Source organism: Viscerimonas tarda, assembly GCF_054601255.1.
Genome location: NZ_BAAHWV010000093.1, coordinates 1 through 3107, shown reverse-complemented (window position 1 = coordinate 3107; position 3107 = coordinate 1). Strand labels below are relative to the sequence as shown.

Annotated in this window: 4 protein-coding genes; all 4 read right to left on the bottom strand. The window is 40.8% G+C overall.

The window, feature by feature from the left end; all coding sequences use genetic code 11:
* Positions 1 to 354: 354 nt before the first annotated feature.
* Positions 355 to 1302 (bottom strand): ATP-binding protein, encoded by a 948-nt coding sequence (locus ACYPWY_RS15845; RefSeq protein WP_459686517.1) that lies wholly within the window; start codon positions 1300 to 1302, stop codon positions 355 to 357.
* Positions 1211 to 2005, bottom strand: a complete 795-nt coding sequence (locus tag ACYPWY_RS15840) for an AlbA family DNA-binding domain-containing protein (RefSeq protein WP_459686516.1) — start codon at positions 2003 to 2005, stop codon at positions 1211 to 1213. The genes ACYPWY_RS15845 and ACYPWY_RS15840 overlap by 92 nt, the downstream gene beginning before the upstream one ends.
* Positions 2006 to 2063: 58 nt before the next feature.
* Positions 2064 to 2366, bottom strand: coding sequence for a hypothetical protein (locus ACYPWY_RS15835; protein ID WP_459686515.1), 303 nt, complete (start codon positions 2364 to 2366; stop codon positions 2064 to 2066).
* A 172-nt stretch (positions 2367 to 2538) separates the two neighbouring features.
* Positions 2539 to 3107 (bottom strand): DNA topoisomerase (locus tag ACYPWY_RS15830; RefSeq protein ID WP_459686514.1); only part of this gene is annotated, 569 nt, incomplete at its 5' end.

Sequence of the window (3107 nt, the reverse complement as noted above, 5' to 3'; positions counted from 1 at the left end):
GGGACGGCAACGATACCATGCAGGCGGAAATTGAACGCAATTACAATCAAATCAAAGCCGATGTGAAACAGATTGTTGCCGAAGAATTGTCGCGAATTGCTGCCGACCCTGACTTGCAGCATTTGATTAAGAAAGAGTAGGGAATCAATATTATATGTCGCATTAAGTTCAAGAAATTATTCATTTCTTACGACTATCTTTCTATTTCTTACTACTCTTTTTCGTGTCTATGGGGAATTGTATTATTGCTGATATTCAGATTATTAAATAAAAACAGATGCGAAAAATACGGTTTTTATGGGGAATTTTTACTTTCTTATGGGGAATTGAAACAGTTGTGCTATATTCCGTGTATTATCTGTTTTTCAGGTAATATCCTCCTGTTTTAGGTATTCCACGAAACTCTATCAAATTTTCCGCTTTAAGTTTTGCTAAATATCTTTCTACTGTTCGGAGAGGCATATTGAGCAACTCTCTAATTTGTTTTGTGTTGATGTTATCGTTGTTCCGAATAACTTCCAAAATTGTTTTTTCAATATCAGACACACTTACACCGCCACTTACACCGCCACTTACACCGCCACTTACACCGCCACTTTGTTTTATTAAATCATAATATAAGTCGCATAGAATCAATTTCTTGGATTTTGGTTTTTGAGGTTTTATCAGGCCTTCGCGCTGCAATTTTGCAACCGACAGTTCAGGTAAATCTGTCGAAATGCCTTGCCGCACCCTATCCAATGTGAGCAGGTCAAATACATTGAGTTTGTCCATTCTGTCGCCTTGTATTTTATTGACAAACAGATAAAAAGCATTGTCAATAATTTTGGCTTTCAACCGTAAATCCACCTGTGTGGCATCGGTATGGGAAAAGTCCGGCAACGGCTTGCTTTCCATCAGGCAGAGGTAAAACATTTTATCAACACCCTGCCCCGACCGTTCTATAAATCCTGTTTTTTGCAACACTTCAGTCAGGCGTTTACTGCGCGGACGGCTGTTGATTATCAAAATGTTTTCTTGTGATACGCCCGAAGGAAAACCGCCTGCATTGGTAATAATTAATTCATCAGGATACTGCTTGATAAAAACATCGTCTGAAAATTTGTACGAGCGATGGACGCAGGCATTGATAATTGCTTCACGCACAACCTCTTCATTAAAACTCTTAATGTCGTAGATATTGAACTTGTCGCGAATGTGCAGCAGCGGGTTACTTGCAGGCTGGTTGATATAAGCCCATATTTTGTCGATTAACGTAAATAAAGACTCTTGAAATTCCTGCCTTGCCGTGTAGGGTATCATAGGGTATCATTGAATGGTTTAAACGGTATTCAACAGTAACGGCAGCATTGGGAAGATATTGACGCAATGCTTTACGAGTTCCGAGTAAAAGCAGTGCGGCATAATTCAATTTACCGTTTTGAACGAGTTCCAAATCGGTAAACACTTGCATATCAGGCAACGTTCTGAAAGCGGGGTTTTCCTGTTTTTTGGCATAACGCTCTTTCATTACTTCTATTGCTTCCCTGTCCAAATCCTCAAAGGTCAAGCCTTCGCATATCTTTTCTGAAAAATCCGGCTCCTGTTCCTGAATAATAGAAAGATACATTTCGTCAGACATTCGCGTTAAACTTTCGCCAACGCGCATCAGCGGAACATCTTCAAAATACAGCACTTTGCCAACCGGTCGAGACGGAATTTTGATTATCAAAATCCGTTTCCCATCATCAAAAAGCGTTTCCGTTTTTATCCTGACTTTCAAATCCCGATAAACGTCCTGTTCCAATTTCCCTTCTTTCCCTTCAAAAGCCAGCGACCCGCAAACCTCGTGCGGCGATGCCTCTTTAATGCCAAAGACAAGATAGCCCCCGCCCTCGTTAGCGATAGCGGAAACGTAACCCAAAACGCTTTTCCTACCAGAATTGTAGGCGAATTGCGTTTTAGCCTGCTTAAATTCTACCTTGTCCTCCGATTCGCGAAGGTGTATAAGTTCTTGAATTGTCATTTTCCTGATTTTTCAGAGGTGCAAAATTACTCAAAAATACTTATGTATGCAAACTCGTTTAACTTTTTGCTATCCGTTTGCCGCTCATTTCCAGAATCATTTGAGCGAACTCGCTTGCTTCCGGGTATACTTTGTTTTTTGCATACTTTTCGAGCAAATCCCAATCTTCCCTTGAACGGGGATATTTTTCTGCAATCCGCTCAATCCGGTTCATATACTGAAGTTCGTTTTTCCTTTCCTGCGGCAATGCTTCACAGTCTCTGCAAATATGTATGGAATGTCCTTTACCGCTGAATTTTTCATTGGCTTTATGTTCGCCGCAGATTTTACAGTAATGTCCCTGATGCTTCTTTTTTGCCATATTATATTTCTTTTTTTCGGTTGCAAAAATACAGTATAATCACTGATTTTCCTTGTTTTCAGAATAATTAGAGTAAAAAGGCTCTGCCGGGTATCCCTCCCGACAGAGCCGCCACTAAAATCCACGCAAAACAGCAAAAACCATTATGACGTGTCTTTCAGTGGCAAAGTTATCACTTTTTCCCGGATTTCTTTTTCTTATCCGAAAAATCGAAGGTAACTTTGTATTCATCATCGAATTTCAATGCGGCTGGAAATACTTTGCCTGCCTTGCTTTTGAATCCGTTAATGACTGCGGTTTTGTCTTTGGTAAGCAATTCCAAAATCTGTTTGTCGGTCAATTCCTTTTCGCTAATGGTACGAAAAACTACCAATCCGCAATTTGGGTCGCTGCATTTTGCGACTTTGGGATAAAAGCGGATTGGCGCGGTTTTGCATTTCGGACAAACACACGCATTTTCATCTGAAACGGTAATCTTGGTATCCAACAATTCCATTGTAATTTGGCGCGTATAGATTTCAATCGTCTTTTGGAATGTTTCCGGCTGCATCTCGCCGCTTTCGATTTGTGCCAAAGTATTTTCCCAACTGCCTGTGAGAGCGACATCGGCTATTCGCTTGTCCTTAACCGTTTCATAAACCGTCAATCCTTTTTCGGTGGGAACGAGCGATTTCTTTTCGCGGACAATGTAATTTCTCGAAAACAGGGTTTCGATAATTGCCGCTCTTGTGGCGGGCGTTC

Bases quoted from the DNA above. Each gene is read 5' to 3' on its own strand.
- ACYPWY_RS15845 (WP_459686517.1), bottom strand. From the start codon at position 1,302: ATGATACCCTACACGGCAAGGCAGGAATTTCAAGAGTCTTTATTTACG.
- ACYPWY_RS15840 (WP_459686516.1), bottom strand. From the start codon at position 2,005: ATGACAATTCAAGAACTTATACACCTTCGCGAATCGGAGGACAAGGTA.
- ACYPWY_RS15835 (WP_459686515.1), bottom strand. From the start codon at position 2,366: ATGGCAAAAAAGAAGCATCAGGGACATTACTGTAAAATCTGCGGCGAA.